A 17,882-nucleotide genomic window follows, 5' to 3' on the forward strand; every position below is an offset into this window, starting at 1 on the left:
CAACCGCCCGGCCGCCTCCTTGGTGGCTCAGCCCGTGAAGCCGGCCACGTTGTCCTTCGTGACCACCTTCACCGGCACCTTGATCGCCGACGGGACCTTCTGGTCCTTGACGGACCTGAGGGCGTTGTCCACGGCGATCTTCCCGAGCTGGCTGGGCTGCTGGGCGACCGACGCGTACAGCGTGCCGTTCCTGACCGCGGTCAGGCCGTCCGGGGTGCCGTCGAAGCCGACCACCGAGACCGACGAACCGGCCTTGGAACCCAGCGCCTTGATCGCGCCGAGGGCCATCTCGTCGTTGGCGGCGATGACGCCCTGGACGTCCGGGTGGGCCTGGAGCAGGTTCGACATCACGTCGAGGCCCTTGGTGCGGTCGAAGTCGGCGGGCTGCTGGGCCACCACCTGGATGCCGGGGTAGGCCTTGAGGCCGTCGGCGAAGCCCTGCGCCCGCTCCCGGGCGGCGGAGGTGCCGGCCTGGCCCTGCAGGATCACGATCCTGCCCTGGCCGCCCAGCTTCTCGGCGATGGTCTTCGCGGCCAGCTCGCCGCCGGCGACGTTGTCGGAGGCGACCAGGGTCGCCGTCGTGGCGTTGTTGACGCCGCGGTCGACGGCGATCACCGGGATGCCGGCCTTGTCGGCGGCCTGCACGGAGTTGCTCGCCGCGTCCGAGTCGACCGGGTTGACGATGATCGCGCCCAGCCCCGAACTGGTGAAGTTCTGCAGCTGGTTGGCCTGCTGCGAGGCGTCGTTCTGGGCGTCCGTGACGGTCAGGTCCACGCCCAGCTTCTTCGCCTCGGCCTGGGCACCGGCCCGGATCTGCACGAAGAAGGGGTTGTTGAGGGTGGACAGGGACAGGCCGATCTTCGGGTTGGCGGAGGAGGAGCCGGTGTGCAGGAGGGAGGTCGCGGCGACGAGGGCCACGGTGACGACGGCCGCGAGCGCGTACGTCCCGGCCTGCCGGCCCTTGCCGCCGCCCCCGCCGATGACCAGCGGGGTGGCCCCGGCCTTGCGGCGCACGGTGTCCAGGAGCACGGCGAGCGCGATGACGACACCGATGACGACCTGCTGCCAGAACGCGGACACGTTGAGCAGGTTGAGGCCGTTGCGCAGCACCGCGAGGATCAGCGCGCCGATCAGCGTGCCGGACGCCTTGCCGGTGCCGCCGGCCAGCGAGGCGCCGCCGATCACGACGGCCGCGATGGCGTCCAGTTCGTAGCCGTTGGCGGCCTGCGGCTGCGCCGAGGAGAGCCGGGCGGCCAGCACGATGCCGGCGACCGCCGCGAACAGCCCCGACAGGGCGTAGATGGCGAGCTTCTGCTTGTTCACCCGCAGCCCGGACAGCCGGGCGGCCTCCTCGTTGCCGCCGATCGCGTACATCGAGCGCCCGATGTAGGTCCGGCCGAGGACGAAGGCCGCGATCAGCCCCATCAGGACCATGACCAGCACCGGCACCGGCAGCCAGCCGCCGAGGGTGTCACCGAGGTGCGAGACCGAGTCGGGGAAGGCGATGGGGGAGCCGCCGGAGATGACCAGCGCCAGGCCGCGGCCCACCGACAGCATCGCCAGCGTCGCGATGAACGGCGGCAGCTTGCCGTACGCGATGAGGAAGCCGTTGACGAGACCGGCCGCGATGCCGGTGGCGACGGCGAGGACGACGGCCAGGAAGACCGGCACCCCGTGCGAAGTGGCGGTCCACGCCAGCACGGTGGCCGACAGGGCCGCCACCGAGCCGACCGACAGGTCGATGCCCGCCGCGACGATCACGAAGGTCGCGCCGAAGGCGAGGATGGCCGTCACGGCCGCCTGGACGCCGACGTTGAGCAGGTTGTCGGTGGTGAGGAAGTCCCCGGACAGCGCCGACATGGCGATGACGAGAACGATCAGCGCGGTGAGCGCGCCGTTGTCGAGGAGCAGCCGGCGCACGCCCGCGGCGCCACCGGCGCCCGTGCTGCTGTTCTTGAGCGTGTCAGTGGCCACGTCCGGCCTCCTTGTCGGTTGTGGTGGGGGTGGCAGGGGTGGCGGGAGTACCGGGGGTGCTGACGGCGAGTGCCATCACGGAGTCCTGGGTGGCCTCGTCCGCGGCCAGTTCGCCCGCGATCCGGCCCTGGGCCATCACCAGCACCCGGTCGCTCATCCCGAGGACCTCGGGCAGATCGCTGGAGATCATCAGCACGGCGGCCCCGGCGGCCGTCAGCTCGTTGATCAACTGGTAGATCTCGACCTTGGCGCCGACGTCGATGCCGCGCGTCGGCTCGTCGAGGATCAGCACCTTGGTGTCGGCGAGCAGCCACTTGCCGATGACGACCTTCTGCTGGTTGCCGCCGGAGAGCGTCCGCACGTGCTGACCGAGCCCGGCCATCCGCACGCCCAGCTGCCCGGCGATCCGCTCGGCCGCGACGTGCTGCCCCTTGAGGTCGACGATCCCGGCCCGGGTCGCCTTCCGCAGCGTCACCAGCCCGAGGTTCTCCTCGACGGAGGCGTCGAGCACCAGCCCCTGCCCCTTGCGGTCCTCCGGCACGAGCCCGATCCCGGCAGCCATGGCGGCGTTGACGTCGGACCGCCTGAGCGCCGTACCGGCGACCTTCACGGCCCCCTTGTCGTACGGATCGGCCCCGAAGACGGCCCGTACGACCTCCGTACGACCCGCACCCACAAGGCCCGCGATCCCCACGACTTCCCCGGCGCGCACCTCGAAGCTCACGTCGTGGAAGACGCCGTCGCGGGTCAGCCCCTGGACGGAGAGCAGCGCGGCACCGATCTCGGCGCGCTCACGCGGGTACTGCTGCTCGATGGACCGCCCGACCATGAGCCGTACCAGCTCGTCCTGCGGTGTGGCGGCGGGCACCCGGCCCACGCTCTTCCCGTCCCGGATGACCGTCACCCGGTCCCCCAGAGCGGCGATCTCCTCCAGGTGGTGCGTGATGAAGACGATCCCCACCCCGTCGGCCCGCAACTGCCGCACGATCGCGAAGAGCTTCTCCACCTCCTCCGAGGTGAGCACCGCGGTCGGCTCGTCCATGATGAGCACGCGCGCGTCCAGGCTGAGCGCCTTGGCGATCTCCACCATCTGGAGCCGGGCGATGCCGAGTTCACGGACCCGCGCGCGTGGCGACACGTGCACGCCGACCCGCTCCAGCAGGACCTCGGCGTCGGCCTCCATCTTCTTCCGGTCGATCATCCCGAAGCGGCGCGGCTGCCGCCCCAGGAAGATGTTCTCGGCGACCGTGAGATCGGGGACGAGGTTGAACTCCTGGTAGATGGTGGCGATCCCGAGCCGCTCGGAGTCCTGCGCACCATGGATGCGCACCTCCTCGCCGCCGGCCAGGATCCGCCCCGCGTCGGGGGTGTAGGCGCCGGAGAGCATCTTGATGAGGGTGCTCTTGCCCGCGCCGTTCTCACCGAGGAGTACGTGTACCTCGCCCCGGCGCAGATCGAAGTCGACGCCGTCGAGCGCGACCACGCCGGGGAAGGACTTGCGTATGCCCTCGATGCGCAGCAACTCGTCCGGGTCGCTCACGACGTGCTCCTTTGCACAGGGGAGAGGGGGTGTGGGGGGTCGGGGTTCTCGCCGCAGGAGCGGCGGACGACGAGCCGGGCGGGGAGGATGACGGACTGCGGAGGCCGGCCCTCGATGCGGTCGACCAGCGCGCGTACGGCGGCGCGGCCGAGTTCGCCGGTGGGCTGGGCGATGGCGGTGATGGGCGGGTCGGTGTGGACGAACCAGGGGATGTCGTCGAAGGCTGCCAGTGCTATGTCACATGGCACCCGCAGCCCCCGTGCCCGCACCGCGTCCAGCGCGCCCAGCGCCATCAGGTTGTCCGTGGCGAACACGACCTCGGGCGGCTCGGGCAGGTCGAGGAACCCCTCGGTGACCCGCCGCCCGCTCTCGGCCTGGAAGTCGCCCTGGCCTATGTAGGCGTCGGGGAGGGGGACGCCGTACTCGGCGAGGGCCTCGCGGAAGGCCCGCACACGTTCGCTGCCGGTGGTGGTGGCCGCCGGCCCGGCGATGATCGCCACCCGCCGGTGCCCCAGCCCGCACAGATGGGCGACGAGATCACGGATGGCGGCCCGTCCGTCCGCCCGCACCACGGGGACATCCACCCCCGGGATCCACCGGTCGACGAACACCATGGGCGTCCCGGCCCGCGCCGCCTCCAGCATCAGCGGCGAGCCGCCGTCGGTGGGGGAGACGAGCAGCCCGTCGATCCGCCGGTCGAGCAGCGTCCGTACGTGGTGGTCCTGCAGCTCCGGCCGCTCGTCGGCGTTGCCGATGATGACGCTGTAGCCGAGGGCGCGGGCCTCCTCCTCCACCGAGCGGGCCAGCTCGGTGAAGTAGGGGTTCATCACGTCGCTGATGACCAGGCCGAGGGTGTGGGTCTGGTCGGTGCGCAGGGAGCGGGCGACGGCGTTCGGGCGGTAGCCCAGCGTCGCGACTGCGGCCAGAACGCGGGTACGGGCGTCGTCGCTGACCGACGGATGGTCGTTCAGGACCCGGGACACCGTGGCGACGGAAACGCCTGCCTCGGCGGCGACGTCCTTGATGCTCGCCATCGCCGCTCCACCTCCTCGTGGAACTCGTGCACCGCGTGGAATCGATTACACGGATGCGTGTACCGAGGATTGGAATCGATTACACGGGCGCCGGGCAAGGGCCCGGAGGCGGCCGAAATCCAATCGTGACCGAAGGGGGGACCGGAGGGGACTGGCCCACGCACGGCCTGACCTGTGGAATTCCGGACATGACCCGAACGGAGATACGCGACGGCGCGCTGCTGCTGTTCGTCGCCGTACTGGAAGTGGCCGTGATCGTGGGCGGCGGACTCTCCACCGCCTGGACGGTCGCGGTGGGCGCCGGGTACCTGCTCTTCCTGTCGGCCTACGTTCGCGGGCTGGTGCGCCGCAGGCGGGCCGTCGGCTGAGGCCCGGGCGTCACCACCGCACCGCCGTGAAGTCGATCGGGCGGGGCCGGAGGGCGCGGGTGCGGGATGCCAGTCGCCGGATTCGGGCGGTCATGTCGTCCGGGGGCAGGCGGCGGCGGTCGCCGTGCCCGGGCAGCAGCCACTCGAAGCGCAGCCGGTCGGCGGCCCGGGTCAGCGAGGCGGCCAGTTCGTGGACGGAGTACCAGGTGATGCTGTCGACCACCTCGATGTCCGCCGTCGTACGCGACCAGTAGAAGCTGTCGCCGCTGAAGCAGTACCGCTCGTCGGCCAGGTAGAGCACGCTGCCCCGGGTGTGCCCGGGGAAGGGCAGGGCGAGCACCCCCTCGGCGATCTCGGCCGGTTCGGTGCCGCGCAGCACCCGGTCGGCGTCCGGGGCGGCGTCGAGATCGCCCTCGTGGATCCAGAGCCGGGCGCCGAAGCGGTCGGCGTACCGGCGGCCGTGCGCGGCGTGGTCGCGGTGGGTGAGGAGTACGTCGGTGACGGGCCCCGGCGCCTCGTGGCGGGCGGCGAGCGCCGGGCTCCAGCGCGGGGTGTCGATCATCATCGACGTGCCGTCGGGGCGGCGCAGGAGGTAGGAGTTGGCGCCGGCGGTGTGCGGGGAGTTGTGCCCGCACAGATGCACGGTGCCGGTGTCGTCCAGGGCCATCGGGAACGGATCCCGTGCCGGGTCCAGCCGCCCGCCCGGGGGACGGACGGAGCGGGTGGGGCAGGCGTGCGCCGCCGCGTGTAACCGCTCCGCCTCCGCCGCGTCGCGCGGCTGCCGCAGTACGGCCGAGCGTCCCGCCACCTCCCCGATGAGCCCCGGGGCGAGCTGCCGAGCGGCATCGCAGTTCGCACAGCGCCCGTCCACCCGCCAGCCGTGCCCGGCCTGTTCGGTTCCCATGACCCCGTCCCCCTCCGTTCCCGTACTGCCGGTCGCCTCAGGGGTATCCCGGGCCGTACGGAAAGCGGAAGGGGGTCAGGACCTGGTGGTTACGGCGAGGGGCTGCTCTGTCGCTGCTCTGCCGCCCGCTCCTCACATCTCTTTCGGCTTGAACACCGCGAAGGTCGCGCCCTGCGGGTCGGCGACCACGGACATCCGGCCGGCCATCATCTCGAACGGCGGTGCGATCACCGTGCCGTTGCGCTTGACCAGGGCGTCCACGGTGGAGTCGACGTCGTCGACCGCGAAGTAGGTGAGCCAGTGCGGCGGGACGCCGGGGCGGTCGTCGCCGAGCCGGGCGGCGCCGCCGACGCCGCGGTCGCCGACGTTCAGCGACCAGTAGTTCCCGCCGGCGCCCTCCATCGGCTGGATCTCGATCCCGAAGGCCTCGCCGTAGAAGCCGGTGGCGGCGGGTACGTCGGTGGTGTTCAGCTCGTTCCAGATCAGTGCGCCCGGCTCGTTGACGATCCCGGCGCCGTGGAACTCGCCCGGCTGCCACACCCCGAACACCGCGCCCTGCGGGTCGGCGGCGATCAGCATCCGGCCGATGTCGCCGACGTCCATCACCGGGGCGATCAGCGTGCCGCCCGCCGAGACGATCGTGTCCTGGGTGGCCTGCGCGTCGGTGCTGGCCAGGTAGGTGGTCCACACCGTCGGCGGCTCCGGCTGCCCCTCGGGTGCCATGGCGGAGCCGATGCCGGCCACCGGCTTGCCCTGCAGCGTGCAGACCGCGTACCCGCCGAAGTCGGCCCCGCCGACCTCGCCCTGCCAGCCGAACAGGTCACGGTAGAAGTCCAGCGCCGCCTGCTGGTCCTGCGCCATCAGATCGACCCAGCACGGGGTGCCGGTCGGGTACGGAGTGGTGATCTCGGGCATGTGCATTTCTCCCTGCGCGCGAAGAAGTTCCCCGCCGCCCACCTTCACCGTACCGGCGGGTTCCCGCCACCGGAACGGCCGGAGTTTTACGCTCGGCTCACCCGGAAGTGGCCGCCAGCCCCAGCCGCCCCCGGGTCACCGCCAGGACGACGGCCGCCGCCAGTACCGAGGCGAACAGGAAGGCACGGGTGGTGTTCTCGACCGTGCCGTGCGGGAACAGGTCCGCCCAGGCCACGGAGAAGTAGTTGTTGACGCTGGTGTGCAGCAGCATGACCAGCGGCATGCTCTCGCCGGAGCGGTTGAAGACCCAGGTCATCACGTAGCTGAAGGCGAGCGTGGTGACCATGAACTCCAGTGGCCGCACCGGGCTCACGCCGGGTCCGCCGCCCCATTCGGTGAGGAACAGCGGCAGGTGCCAGGCACCCCACAGCAGCCCGACGACGAGGGTGGCGACCAGCGGACCGTACCGCCGCTGCATCCGCGGCATCGCGAACTCGCGCCAGCCCGGCTCCTCCGCGAGGCCGGTGGTGACCATCTGGACGACCAGGCCCGGTAGGTACGCGGCGAGTACGGCCGCCGGCGGCAGCGCGGGGTCCTGGCCGGTCAGCGCGGCCGAGGCGAGGGTCAGCGCGGCGGGCACGGAGACCGCGACCACCAGGAACCACCGCCACCGCACCTTGAGCCTGGTCATCCGCCCCCGCCACTCCCGCAGCCCGGCGCGCCCCTCCGTCATCCCGGTGACGAACAGCGCCGACCCGATGGGCCCGAGGTAGGCGCCGGGCAGCACCCCGAGCAGCTGACTCCCGGCCGCGCCGCCGGGGAAGGCCCAGTGCCACACCCCCAGCCCGTTCCCGGACAGGATGTACGGCGTCCAGGCCAGCCAGCTCATGCTCATGGCCAGGGCGAAGAACCAGGTCAGCGGGCGGCGGTGGACACGGGCCCGCAGGGATGTGGCGGCCTGCGGCTGCGGGGGGCTGGTGGTGACGGTCACCGGGGTCCCTTCGGGGCGTTCGGAGGTGTGCCTGCGATGCCACCAGCACACCAACACCGAGCCCCGCGATCATTGCCGCGTGCGCCCCGACTGCCGGTACAGCAGGCTGTACCGGGGCGCCCTCGCCGGTGGCGCCGCCGACCCCGTGCAGTCCCGGAGTTCCGCTCGGCCCGCCCGCCCGCCCGCCGTGCCGAACGGCGCACGGATCACGTACTCGACGGATCCGGTGCCCATGCAAAAAGGCGGTCAACTTTGTTGAGGGTGTGGGGATTTGGTGTTGCTCAAGCGTTGATGTGCCCACTTCACTTGCGGCCGTCACGGTGGATATGGCAGCGGGGGATTCGATGCGTACCACGCGTTATTTGTCATGCTCCAGAACCATGCGGTTGGCCGCACGGACGGCCGCGCTCGTCTGCCCACTCGCCCTGCTTGTCCCAGGCGGTTCGGTGGTCGCCGCCGCGGACCCGAACGACTCGTCCAGCGGTGCCACGGACTCGCCGGGTGCCTCGGACACGGCCTTGGCCCGAGCGCAGGCCGAAGAGCAGGGCAAACGGGTCGGGATCACCAGCAAGCGCACCGAGGGCTCGACCACGTGGGCCGACCCGCACGGCACACTGACCACCGAGGTCTTCCAGGAGCCGATCCGGGTCCGTCAGGGCGGTTCCTGGACGCCCGTCGACACGACACTCGCCGACACGGGAGCCGCGGTCACACCCGGCGCGACGGTGGCGGACCTGAACCTCTCCGACGGCGGGGCGGGCCCCTTCGCCAAGGTGGCGGACGACGGGACCTCGCTGGCTCAGAGCCCCGGCCGGGGATCTCCGGTCACCCACCACTACGAGGTGCGCGCCAGGGGCTACTACGGCGGCGCGAAGACGAGTACGGCCTACATCCCCACCGCCAAGCACTGCGCCTACTGCCAAAAAGACACCGAGTTCACCCCGACTACCCCCCGCGCCATCACCTGGACCGACGGCGCCAGTCTCGCCGATGTGATCGGCATCGACTCGTCGGCCGAGACCGGTTACTCCAGCGACGCGACGGTGGATTACATCTTCAACGCCAACCGCTACTTCTGCGGCACCGGCGGAGCGCCGGGCGGCAGCCATCCGTACAACTTCGTCGCCACCACCACGAAAAGCGGACACACCCGATGAACGTAAAGCGGTCGCTGCCGGCTCTCATCCTGCTCGCGGCGCTGGTGACAGGCTGCTCCTTGGTCCATCAACAGGATTCCACGGACGGACCGTTGAACGGACCCGGCTATGCCGACGCCGGATCAGGCGAGGTGTGCATTCCGGCGAAGACGGGCGGCAGCATCGCCTTCGGCGGGGACGAGCTGCACAACTACGGCAGCAAGGCGGTCGTAGTCGACAAGATCACGCTGAAGGAGGCGAGCGGTCTACGACTGGTCGAGTCGGTCATCGTGTCCAACTCGACGGCCTTCATCGGTTACGGCCACGGTTGGCCACCCGATCCAGAGGCAATCGACCAACCCGGCATCGACTGGGCCCACCGCCGCAAGGCCGTGGGAGCGACCATCGCCCCCCAATCGGACAACGCGAAAGTCGCGAACAACCTGGTCCTGCATCTCCAGGTCAGCGCCGCCTCCGGGGTGCGCATGGCCGGGATCCTGGTCCGCTATCACGTAGGCGACTCCACCTACGTATGGCACAACGTGATGGGCCTGACCGTGGAGACGAAGAAGAAGAAATGCTGAACCGCCCATGCCCCGTCGCTTCATGACGAGCATCCCGGCAGCGGCTACGTTTCGTACCCGGCGAGCGATGCACACGGGCCCAGCTCAACCTGGACATCGCTCCCGACCCCGCCTGGCAACTGTGTGCCGTGCCGGCCGCCGACGCCACCCGCAACACCTGCACGGGCGACAAGGGTACGTTCATTCGCCCGGTGCGGCGGCTGGCGCGCGTACGAACTCGGGCTGGTCGAGCAGGCGCAGCCAGCTTCCGTCGGGCTGGCGCCTGACGACCTGGGCCCGTGCGCCGGTGCCGTCCTTCGGCGGGGTCGAGGTGAGGGCGATGTCGCCGCTGACCAACGTCGGCAGCGGTTGTTCCGGCTCGAAGCGGGGGCCGCCCGCCAGCACCTCCTCCCACAGCGCGCGGATCGCCTCCCGCCCCACCGTCAGCTCGCCCGGCGGGAAGGCCAGCACCGCATCCTCCTCGTAGAGCGCCGCGACCCCGGCCGCGTCACCGGCGTTGGACCGCTCGACGAACAGGCGGGTGATGTCCTCGGGCCGCATGGCCTTCTCGTACTCCGGCACGGGGTACCTCCTGAGCTCTGACTCCGTTGTCCGTCAGCCTGGTTGGCGACCAGTCAGAAGTCCAACAGATAGATCTTCTGCCAACTAGAATTGGTGGTCATGGATTTGAGGCAGCTGGAGTACTTCGTCGCAGTCGCGGAAGAGCAGAACTTCACCCGTGCGGCCGAGCGGGTGCACATCAGCCAGTCCGGTGTCAGCGCCCAGATCCGCCAGCTCGAACGGGAACTCGGTGCCGAGCTGTTCGACCGGTCTGCCCGCACGGTCACCCTCACCGTCGCGGGAAGGGTCGCACTCGAACACGCCCGGGCCGCACTCGCCGCGGCCGGGGCGGTCGGCCGGGCGGTGGGTGACGTGACCGGACTGGTCCGGGGCCGGCTCACCGTCGGAATGGTCGTCGGCTGCACCCTCACCCCGCTGTTCGACGCCCTCGCCGCGTTCCACGAGGCGCACCCCGGTGTGGAGATCCTGCTCCTGGAGGACGGCTCCGACCGGCTCGTCGAAGGCGTGCGCAGTGGCGCCGTCGACCTGGCACTGGTCGGGGTCGCGGCCGCCGTTCCCGACGGGCTGGACGCGCTGACCATCGTCAGCGAACGGCTCGTCGTGGCGGTCCCGGACGGGCACCCCCTGGCGGAACGGCGACGGGTCATCCTGCGTGACCTGATGAGCCACCCGATCGTGTGCATGCCGGCCGGCACCGGCCTGCGCGCGGTGTTCGACCGGGCCTGCGCCGCGCAGGAGCTCCAGCCCGTGATCGCGCTGCAGGCCAGTGCCCCGGACGCCGTCGCCGGTCTCGCCGCCCGCGGGCTCGGCGTCGCCGTCCTCAGCGAGTCGATGGCCGCGAACCACCGTGACCGGCTCGTCGCCCGCACCATCGACGACGTCGGGACACCGGCACTGCTGGCCCTGATCTGGAAGAGCGCGCACAACCCGGCGGTGCGCGAACTGCTCCTGCACAGCCGGCAGGCGTTCACCGGCTCCCGCTCCGCCCCTCCCTCTTCCTGAGACGAGTTGAGTCGAGCTGAGATGGGTTGAGCGGTGCGGAGCGGTCACGCCGTCTTCGGCTGCGGGCGCCAGGTGCCGTCCAGCGGGACGCCGGCGGCCGCCGCGACCCGGTCGCGGGACTCCAGCAGGCGGGTCCGCAGCGCCCGCAGGTCCACGTCGACCAGTACGCCGTCCCGCTTCACGACGCGGCCCGCGACGAGGACCGTGTCGACCAGGCCGGGGTGACCGGCGGCGACGATCGTGCCGGCGGGGTCGGTGACCGGGAAGACGGTGAGGTCGTCGGTGCGCAGCAGGATCACGTCGGCGTCCTTGTTGGGCGTGAGGCTGCCCGTGCGGGCGGCGAGGCCCAGGGCGTGGGCGCCGTCGACGGTGGCGAACTCCAGCAGGTCACGGGAGTCGAGGCCGCCGTCCAGACCGCGCTGCACCACGTAGGTGGTGCGCATGGTGGAGAACATGTCGCCGCCGACCGACGGGACGTCGTCGACGGAGAGGGTCGGGCGCAGGCCGGCGGCCAGCATCCGGCCGGTCATCGGCCAGCCGAACCCCATCTTCAGCTCGACGTCCGGGCTGATGGACACCGAGGCGCCGGCGTCCGCGAGCATCCGCAGCTCGTCGTCGCCGAGTCCGTTGGCATGCACGAACGTCGTGGTGTCCCGCAGCAGGCCGTGCTCGTGCAGGTCGGCGACCGGGCGCCGGATCCCTTCGGACTCGACGTGCAGGCTGCTCCGCAGGTTCAGCTCGGCCGCCAGCTTCAGCTCGTCGGCGACGGTCTCGAAGGAGGTGTCCTCCGCGCCGCGCAGCCCGAACGACATGGTGAGCAGGCCGTCGTCGGCGGAGAGTACGGACCGTACGCGGCGGATCTCGGCCTCGATCGAAGTGGCGGTGCCCCAGCCCGCGCCGTGGCAGAAGACGGACCGTCCCGGCACGTCCCGCAGCGCCGCGACGGCGGCGTCCGCGTGCTCCGGGCTCTGCGCGCAGTGGAACCAGTCCAGCATCGTGGTCACCCCGGAGTGCAGGGCCTCAAGACGGCCGAGCAGGGTGCCCGCGTAGACGTCCTCGGGCCGGTACCGGGGCTTCAGCGTGCGGTGCATCGCCTGTGCCCACTCGGGGAACGTCCAGTCCGCGCCGATGCCGCGGAACGCGGTCTGCCAGGTGTGCCGGTGGGTGTCGACGAAGCCGGGCATGACGATCCGGTCGGTCGCGTCGATCACCTCGGCGTCCGGGGCGTCGATCGCCTCGGCCACCTCGACGATCACACCGTCCTCGATCAGCACGTCACCGCGTTCGAGATCGCCGACGGCCGGGTCCATGCTGACCACGGTGCCGCCGGCAAGCAGGATCCTCATCAGAAAACTCCTCTACGAAATTCTGCGAAACTCTGCGGAAGACTTTGTGAAAAGTGGCTGTTTGTCCGTATTGATGACGCGGACAAGTCTTCCCGGGCGGCGCGTCGATGTAAGCGGATCCTGGCAACGTCGGCAGGAAATTGCGCCGCAGCGGGGCATCGGATGGTGGTAGGGGAGACGGGCGGGCAATAATCTGCCCCCATGGATGATGTGGATCGGTCGATCCTCGCCGTGCTCGAGAAGCACGGGCGGATCAGCAACGCCGAGCTCGCCGCGCGGGTCGGTCTGTCGCCGTCACCGTGCCTGCGGCGCGTGCACCGCCTTGAGGAGACCGGGGTGATCCGCGGCTACCGGGCGGAGATCGACCCTGCGGCCGTCGGCCGCAGCCTGCGCGTCTTCGCGGGCGTCCGTCTGATGCGGCACAACCGCGGCGACGTGGCCGCCTTCGAACGCGCGGTCGTCCAGCTGCCCGAGGTGGTCCACGTCCACCACGTCACCGGTAACTACGACTACCTGCTCCAGGTCGAGGTCGCCGACCTGCCGGCCTACGAGGACTTCCACGCCAACCGGCTGGCCGACCTGCCCGGCGTCGCCACCGTCAGCAGCTACGTCACGATGAAGACGCTCTCCGCCCCCTGAGTACGGGCCGTTCAGTCACCCACGGTCGCGGCGCCCACCGCCGCGCCCACCGCGGCGCCCACCGCGTCGGCCGCCGCGACCACGTCGGCGACCAGGTCGGCCGTGTCCTCCGTGCCCGCCGCCAGCCGGACCAGCCCCGGCGGAACCGACGCGGCGATCTGCTCGTCGTCGAGCATGCCCCGCCACATGGACGCCGGGTGCACGGCCAGCGACTCCACGCCGCCGAGGCTGGCCGACCGGCGGGCGTAGCGCAGCCGGCCGAGGAACGCGTCGGCCGCCTCGTAGCCGTCGGTGAACTCGACGCCGAGCACTCCGCCGAACCCGCTCATCTGCTCGGCGGCCAGCCTGTGCTGCGGGTGGGAGGCCAGGCCGGGATAGTGCACCCGGCTCACCGCGGGGTGGGCGTGCAGGGCCTCCGCGAGCGCCTGGCCGTTGGCGTTGTGCCGGGGCATGCGCAGCGGCAGGGTGCGCATACCGCGCAGCAGCAGCCACGCGTCGAACGGCCCGAGCACGGCACCGGTGAGCAGACCGGTGTCCCAGACCTTGTCCAGGAGTTCCGCCGGGCCGGCCAGCACCCCGGCGGACACGTCGGTGTGGCCGTTGAGGTACTTGGTCGCGCTGTGCCAGACCAGGTCGATGCCGAAGTCCGCCGGGCGCTGGTTCAGCGGGGTGGCGAAGGTGTTGTCGGCCATGGTCGGTACGCCGTGCGCGCGGGCCAGGTCCGATACGGCGCGCAGGTCGGTGATCTGGAGCAGCGGGTTGCTCGGGGTCTCCACCAGGATCAGGCGGGTCTGCGGGGTGAGCGCCTTCGCGAACGCCTCGGGGTCGGTCTGGTCGACCAGAGTGGTCGCCACGCCGAACCGGGGCAGCAGGTTCAGCAGCACCGACGCCGTACCGCCGTAGGTGGACCGCTGCCCGATCACGTGGTCACCGGCGGACACCAGGGCCAGTACGGCGGTGGTCAGCGCGGCCATCCCGGACGCGGTGACCATGGCCGCCTCAGTGCCCTCCAGCTCCGCGACGACGGCCGCGACCTGGGCGTGGTTCGGGTTGCCGAAGCGGGTGTAGAAGTCCTTGCCCCGCGGTTCGACGGCGCCCCGCGCGAACGTCTCGCCGTCCGGGGCCGAGAAGGCCGCCGTCTGGTAGATGGGCGGTGCCACGGCGCGGTTGGGGAGGACCTCGCGATCGGCGTGGACGGTGACTGTGCTGCTGCCCGGCATGTGCGTGCCCTTCCGCGGTCCGTCGGTGTGACGTCGTCAAGCGTGACCGACGGAAACCCGGAAGTGAGCCGATCCATGCAATGTTGGCAGCATGTTGCGCGGTTATTGGGGTGCTGAATTGTGCTAGGGGATCGATTCGCGCAATTCTGTGCTCACCCGACGATGCTCACACGACGATGGTGCCGCGGATGCAGACGGTCGTGGCGCCGCTCACCCAGACGGTGCCGTCCGCGTCGGCGGAGACCTCGATGGCCGCGGCCCGTCCCACCCGCGCACCCTGGGAGACCCGGTACGCGGAGGGGGCCGCGCCGGTGCCGGTGAGCCACTGCCCGACGCCGGCGTTCATGCTGCCGCAGGCGGGGTCCTCGGGCACTCCGCAGCGAGGAGCGAAGGTCCGCATCTCGAAGTCGTACGGGGAGCCGTCGGGGTAGGCCCCGATCGCGCCGACCATCGCGTCCGGGATGAGGGCGAGGTCGGGTTCGAGGGCGAGCACCTCCTCGGCCGTGGCCAGCCGGAGCACGGCCCAGCCCGGCCCGTTGTCGACCCACTGGTGGGCCAGGACCCGGTCACGTCCGATGCCGAACGCGGCCACGATCCGCTCCAGGTACGCGTCGTCGAGCGCACCGTCGCGCACCAGGGGCGGCGCGGCGAAGGACAGCATGCCGTCGGCACCGCGACGTACGGTGACCAGGCCGGCGCCGCACTCCTGCACGATCCGGTCGGCCTGCCGCGGCACACCGCCGCCGTCCAGCCAGGCGTACGCGGAGCCGAGGGTGGGATGCCCGGCGAACGGCAGCTCACCGTCGGGCGTGAGGATCCGCAGCCGGTAGTCCGCCTCCGCGACGGTGGGAGCCACCACGAACGTGGTCTCGGACAGGTTCGTCCACCGCGCCACACGCTGCATCTCCTCATCCGTGAGGTCAGTCCCATCGAGGACGACCGCGACCGGGTTGCCCTGATAGGGACTCGTGGAGAACACGTCGACCTGGACGAAGGAACGGGTGCGCGGCGGCATGGTCATCACGGCCTCTCGGTGACGGAATCAGCTCCATCACAACGGGCGCCCGGGCGGTCGGGACATGGCCAGTCACAACAAAGTGGACTGGCTCGGGCCGCGGTCTGTCCTGTTTCGTCGGGTCGCGTGACCTACGCCGCGGCCAGCTCGCACCACACGTACTTCCCCCGGTTGCCGAACCTCGACAGGGGCTGCCAGCCCCACAGATCCGAACAGGCCCGCACCAGCGCCAGCCCCCGCCCGTCCTCCACCTCCCCGAGCCGCTCCAACGGCACCGGCGGCTCGGGCGGTTCGGGGTCCGCGTCCCACGCACCGATCCGCAGCGTCCCGGGCGGCGACCAGCGCACGCGCAGGGCGGCGGGGCCTTTCGTGTGCCGTACGGCGTTGGACACCAACTCGGTGGCGAGCAGTTCGGCGACGTCGAGGAAGCGCGTCAGCCCGTGCGCGGTGAGGATCAGTCTGAGGGTATGTCGGCTGACGGTGACGGCGCGGAGATCGTTGGGGATGGTGAGCGTGTACTCCCAGGCTTCGGGCATGCGTCATCGACTCCGGTGGTCGTGGGGGAGTTTCACGCAGGGTGGCGTTGCCGCGGCCACCGTGGCAGGGCGGGGCGGTGCACTTCCGCTGCGTGAGCGTTGCGTCACCGAAGGTAGACCTAGATTTTTATGTTTCGCAAGCTGGTCGCGTAATCTAACCCCGAACGAGTCGCGCTCAGGAGCGCGTTGGAGGTGCGTGCGATGGCATTGAGGCAGCAGCCGACGGCACGTCAGATGCGTCTGGCGGTCGAGCTGCGCAGGCTTCGCGACGCCGCAGGCCTTACGGCCCGTGAGGCGGCGGCGCTTCTCGGGGTGAGTTCCGCACAGATCAGCCAGATCGAATCGGGCCTCACGGGCGTGAGCGAGAAGCGGCTACGTCGCATGGCAGTCCACTACATGTGTAGGGACGAGGAGTTCGTCGACGCCTTGGTGGCGATGGCCACTGATCGGGCGAAAGGCTGGTGGGAGGAGTACCGGGATTTACTTCCCATGCCGTTCCTGGATCTCGCTGAACTCGACCACCACTCTCGGTTCCAGTGGAACGTGGCCATCCTGTTCGTGCCTGGCCTGCTGCAGACCGAGGATTACGCCCGCGCCGTATTCTCCACCAGAATTCCCGAACTCACCGCAGACGAAATTGAGCTGCGTGTGCGCCACCGTATGGCGCGTCGTGTGATCATTGAAGGCTCCCGACCCATCCCACTCGACGCGGTGATCCATGAAGCGGCACTGCGGATCATGGTTGGCACCCGGGCCACGGCACGAACCCAACTCACCCGCATCCTGGAACTCTCCGAAGCGGATCACATCACCCTGTCGGTCATCCCCTTCGATCTGGAGGGCTTTCCATGGGGCAGCAGCACGATGGCTTATGCGGGCGGCAGGGTGCCCAAACTCGACACCGTGATCCGTGACGTCCCCACCGGCGCCCTCTATGCCGACGCGGAAGATCAACTGAGCACATACCGAGCCCGTTTCCGCGAGGTGAGAGCCATGGCGCTGGAACCGGCACGGTCGCGTGACCTTATCCAGAGGGTGGCGAAAGAACTGTGAGGAACTCGATGGATAACTGGCGGAAGTCTTCCTACTCTGCTGGTGGCGACGGCGACGACTGCGTGGAGATGGCGAACACCCCAACTCGCGTCGCCATCCGCGATACCAAGGCATCGGCCAGGGCCGTCCTCACCTTTCCCACCGGAGCCTTCACGGCCTTCATCGAGAACCTCAAGAACGCCGGCTGGCGGAAGTCGTCCTACTCCGGCGGCGGCGACGGCAACGAATGCGTGGAGATAGCCACCACCCCCACCCACACCGCCGTCCGCGACTCCAAAGCCCCCACCCGAGCCACCCTCACCTTCCCCGCCCCCGCCTTCACCCTCTTCCTCGAAGCCCTCAAGACCTCTCCGTCGGCCTCTCCCCGACAAGGCCGGCGTCGGCCACCGAATCGTGGCCGACGCCTCCTGCGGTCGGTTACTTCCCGATCGGGTTGAGGTAGGTGGCGGGGTGGGTGGCGCCGTCCTGCTTGAGGATCTGGCCGCCGAACGGCCACTTCAGGGTGAAGGACTTCGTCTCGTTCGGCGGGGTGACGACAAACTTCGCCGGGACGAACTTCTGCTTCTTCGGCGTGGACTTGGCCACCGGCTGCAGGGTGATGCTGAAGTCCACCGTGTCCCCCTTCTTCAGGGTGAACTTCCCGACCGTCTTGGAGGAGCGCGCCAGCGACCAGGTGCCGTCGGTCGACTGGGCGCCGACCATGTCGACACCGGCGAAGCCGGACAGGGTGCAGGTGCGGTTGCTCTTGTTGGTGAACCAGACGAACGCCTGGGTCTGGTGGCTGGTCTGCTTCATCTGCGGCGCCGCGTCGCCCCCCGTGGCGAAGCCGGCCTTCAGGTCGGCGGTGTGGCAGCGGGTCGGCTGCGCCGTGGCGGCCGAGGCCGGGATGGCGGTAGCGGCGGTACCGGCGGCGACGGTCGCGATGATCACGGCGATCAGCTTGTTCTTCATGGTGTTTCGGGTTCTCCTCGGATACGAAAGTCGCGGATACGAAAGTCGCGTGGCACTGGTCGTTGTGCATCACGCTGTCCGACGACCACAACCTTGCCGCGTGATCCGTTCCA

The 17,882-nt window shown here is 70.4% G+C and carries 19 protein-coding genes and 1 pseudogene; 8 read left to right on the forward strand and 12 right to left on the reverse strand.

The features are described 5' to 3' along the window. Positions 1-27: 27 nt before the first annotated feature. Genes ACFWPS_RS34025 through ACFWPS_RS34035 form a run of 3 tightly spaced genes read right to left on the reverse strand, consistent with a single transcriptional unit; the run spans position 28 to position 4,548 of the window. Complete coding sequence (locus ACFWPS_RS34025; RefSeq protein ID WP_383712243.1) at positions 28-1,974, reverse strand: substrate-binding domain-containing protein; 1,947 nt, start codon at positions 1,972-1,974, stop codon at positions 28-30. Further along, a complete protein-coding gene (locus ACFWPS_RS34030) occupies positions 1,964-3,514 on the reverse strand; it encodes a sugar ABC transporter ATP-binding protein (protein WP_383712246.1) in 1,551 nt (516 codons plus the stop codon). Before ACFWPS_RS34030 ends, ACFWPS_RS34025 begins: the two co-directional genes overlap by 11 nt. Further along, the gene (locus ACFWPS_RS34035) at positions 3,511-4,548 is read right to left on the reverse strand and encodes a LacI family DNA-binding transcriptional regulator (RefSeq protein WP_383712248.1); all 1,038 of its coding nucleotides are present in this window, start codon (positions 4,546-4,548) and stop codon (positions 3,511-3,513) included. The genes ACFWPS_RS34030 and ACFWPS_RS34035 overlap by 4 nt, the downstream gene beginning before the upstream one ends. 188 nt (positions 4,549-4,736) lie before the next feature. Here ACFWPS_RS34035 and ACFWPS_RS34040 point away from each other — a divergent pair, with 188 nt between their 5' ends. After that, on the forward strand, positions 4,737-4,916 hold the full coding sequence (locus ACFWPS_RS34040; RefSeq protein WP_383712251.1) for a hypothetical protein: 180 nt from the start codon (positions 4,737-4,739) through the stop codon (positions 4,914-4,916). A gap of 10 nt (positions 4,917-4,926) precedes the next feature. Here the strand turns inward: ACFWPS_RS34040 and ACFWPS_RS34045 are convergent, their stop codons facing one another. The 3 genes from ACFWPS_RS34045 to ACFWPS_RS34055 all read right to left on the reverse strand — a co-directional run bounded on the left by ACFWPS_RS34045 (position 4,927) and on the right by ACFWPS_RS34055 (position 7,726). Then, a complete protein-coding gene (locus ACFWPS_RS34045) occupies positions 4,927-5,820 on the reverse strand; it encodes an MBL fold metallo-hydrolase (protein ID WP_383712254.1) in 894 nt (297 codons plus the stop codon). Positions 5,821-5,952: 132 nt separating this feature from the next. Then, a complete protein-coding gene (locus ACFWPS_RS34050; protein WP_383712257.1) occupies positions 5,953-6,735 on the reverse strand; it encodes a VOC family protein in 783 nt (260 codons plus the stop codon). 97 nt (positions 6,736-6,832) lie between these two features. Then, positions 6,833-7,726 carry a CPBP family intramembrane glutamic endopeptidase gene (locus tag ACFWPS_RS34055; RefSeq protein ID WP_383712260.1) on the reverse strand — a complete coding sequence of 298 codons (894 nt, stop codon included), beginning with the start codon at positions 7,724-7,726 and terminating at the stop codon, positions 6,833-6,835. 380 nt (positions 7,727-8,106) lie between these two features. Between ACFWPS_RS34055 and ACFWPS_RS34060 the strand changes: the two genes are divergently transcribed. Next, positions 8,107-8,883 (forward strand): hypothetical protein, encoded by a 777-nt coding sequence (locus ACFWPS_RS34060; RefSeq protein WP_383712263.1) that lies wholly within the window; start codon positions 8,107-8,109, stop codon positions 8,881-8,883. Beyond that, positions 8,880-9,446 (forward strand): hypothetical protein, encoded by a 567-nt coding sequence (locus ACFWPS_RS34065; protein ID WP_383712264.1) that lies wholly within the window; start codon positions 8,880-8,882, stop codon positions 9,444-9,446. The genes ACFWPS_RS34060 and ACFWPS_RS34065 overlap by 4 nt, the downstream gene beginning before the upstream one ends. 180 nt (positions 9,447-9,626) lie before the next feature. On the opposite strand, the gene ACFWPS_RS34070 is transcribed toward ACFWPS_RS34065, so the two are convergent. Beyond that, a complete protein-coding gene (locus ACFWPS_RS34070; RefSeq protein ID WP_383712267.1) occupies positions 9,627-10,007 on the reverse strand; it encodes a YybH family protein in 381 nt (126 codons plus the stop codon). Positions 10,008-10,106: 99 nt separating this feature from the next. Here ACFWPS_RS34070 and ACFWPS_RS34075 point away from each other — a divergent pair, with 99 nt between their 5' ends. Next, the gene (locus ACFWPS_RS34075) at positions 10,107-11,009 is read left to right on the forward strand and encodes a LysR family transcriptional regulator (protein WP_383712270.1); all 903 of its coding nucleotides are present in this window, start codon (positions 10,107-10,109) and stop codon (positions 11,007-11,009) included. A gap of 44 nt (positions 11,010-11,053) precedes the next feature. Here the strand turns inward: ACFWPS_RS34075 and ACFWPS_RS34080 are convergent, their stop codons facing one another. Continuing rightward, positions 11,054-12,355, reverse strand: a complete 1,302-nt coding sequence (locus ACFWPS_RS34080) for an amidohydrolase family protein (protein ID WP_383712273.1) — start codon at positions 12,353-12,355, stop codon at positions 11,054-11,056. A 201-nt stretch (positions 12,356-12,556) separates the two neighbouring features. On the opposite strand from ACFWPS_RS34080, the gene ACFWPS_RS34085 reads away from it, so the two are divergent. Further along, on the forward strand, positions 12,557-12,994 hold the full coding sequence (locus tag ACFWPS_RS34085) for an Lrp/AsnC family transcriptional regulator (protein ID WP_383712275.1): 438 nt from the start codon (positions 12,557-12,559) through the stop codon (positions 12,992-12,994). An 11-nt stretch (positions 12,995-13,005) separates the two neighbouring features. Here ACFWPS_RS34085 and ACFWPS_RS34090 read toward each other — a convergent pair whose 3' ends face one another. The 3 genes from ACFWPS_RS34090 to ACFWPS_RS34100 all read right to left on the reverse strand — a co-directional run bounded on the left by ACFWPS_RS34090 (position 13,006) and on the right by ACFWPS_RS34100 (position 15,765). Beyond that, the gene (locus ACFWPS_RS34090; protein ID WP_383712278.1) at positions 13,006-14,214 is read right to left on the reverse strand and encodes a trans-sulfuration enzyme family protein; all 1,209 of its coding nucleotides are present in this window, start codon (positions 14,212-14,214) and stop codon (positions 13,006-13,008) included. 166 nt (positions 14,215-14,380) lie between these two features. Further along, positions 14,381-15,235: a PhzF family phenazine biosynthesis protein gene (locus ACFWPS_RS34095; RefSeq protein ID WP_383712281.1), complete on the reverse strand. Its 855-nt coding sequence runs from the start codon at positions 15,233-15,235 to the stop codon at positions 14,381-14,383. Between the two features lie 125 nt (positions 15,236-15,360). Then, complete coding sequence (locus ACFWPS_RS34100) at positions 15,361-15,765, reverse strand: ATP-binding protein (RefSeq protein ID WP_383712284.1); 405 nt, start codon at positions 15,763-15,765, stop codon at positions 15,361-15,363. A 201-nt stretch (positions 15,766-15,966) separates the two neighbouring features. Between ACFWPS_RS34100 and ACFWPS_RS34105 the strand changes: the two genes are divergently transcribed. The 3 genes and pseudogenes from ACFWPS_RS34105 (at position 15,967) to ACFWPS_RS34115 (ending at position 17,255) form a co-directional block, all read left to right on the forward strand. After that, the gene (locus ACFWPS_RS34105) at positions 15,967-16,818 is read left to right on the forward strand and encodes a helix-turn-helix domain-containing protein (RefSeq protein WP_383712287.1); all 852 of its coding nucleotides are present in this window, start codon (positions 15,967-15,969) and stop codon (positions 16,816-16,818) included. Positions 16,819-16,826: 8 nt separating this feature from the next. After that, positions 16,827-16,982 (forward strand): annotated as a pseudogene (locus ACFWPS_RS34110) (DUF397 domain-containing protein); the annotation flags it as partial. After that, the gene (locus ACFWPS_RS34115; RefSeq protein ID WP_383712330.1) at positions 16,980-17,255 is read left to right on the forward strand and encodes a DUF397 domain-containing protein; all 276 of its coding nucleotides are present in this window, start codon (positions 16,980-16,982) and stop codon (positions 17,253-17,255) included. The pseudogene ACFWPS_RS34110 and the gene ACFWPS_RS34115, both read left to right, overlap by 3 nt. Here the strand turns inward: ACFWPS_RS34115 and ACFWPS_RS34120 are convergent. Continuing rightward, the gene (locus ACFWPS_RS34120) at positions 17,236-17,769 is read right to left on the reverse strand and encodes a DUF4232 domain-containing protein (RefSeq protein ID WP_383712288.1); all 534 of its coding nucleotides are present in this window, start codon (positions 17,767-17,769) and stop codon (positions 17,236-17,238) included. The two genes, ACFWPS_RS34115 and ACFWPS_RS34120, sit on opposite strands and share 20 nt — an antisense overlap. Positions 17,770-17,882 lie beyond the last annotated feature (113 nt).

This window comes from Streptomyces sp. NPDC058457, assembly GCF_042720695.1.
In the GTDB taxonomy this organism is placed as follows: domain Bacteria; phylum Actinomycetota; class Actinomycetes; order Streptomycetales; family Streptomycetaceae; genus Streptomyces.